Consider the following 357-nt stretch of genomic DNA (forward strand, 5'->3'; position numbering starts at 1 on the left):
CCGTCGGCAGCCAGCCCGCGCTGACGCGAGAACTCCACGAACACATCCGGGTTCGGCATCACGGTGACGCCGCAGACCAGCGCCATCGAGCACTCGCCCGACCGCAGCGCCTGCGCGGCCAGGGGCAGCGCGACCAGCGACGACGAGCACGCCGTGTCCACCGTCACCGCCGGCCCCTCCAGGCCGAACGAGTACGAGACGCGGCCGGAGAGCACGATCGCCGCGTTCCCGGTGCCGATGTGGCCCGCCGAGTCCGCGACGTCCTCGGACCCGTCGTCCAGCAGCGCGACGTAGTCCTGACCGTTGGTTCCGGCGAACACGCCGACCTGCTCGCCGCGGAGCGACAGCGGGTCGACC

Annotated in this window: 1 protein-coding gene; it reads right to left on the minus strand. The window is 72.8% G+C overall.

Annotation, left to right across the window (positions count from 1 at the left end):
• The coding region (locus tag PUR56_RS12915; protein ID WP_329949001.1) for a beta-ketoacyl synthase N-terminal-like domain-containing protein at positions 1-357 on the minus strand (357 nt) is incomplete at both ends.

Origin of the sequence: Streptomyces sp. BE303, assembly GCF_036290945.1 — a bacterium.
In the GTDB taxonomy this organism is placed as follows: domain Bacteria; phylum Actinomycetota; class Actinomycetes; order Streptomycetales; family Streptomycetaceae; genus Kitasatospora.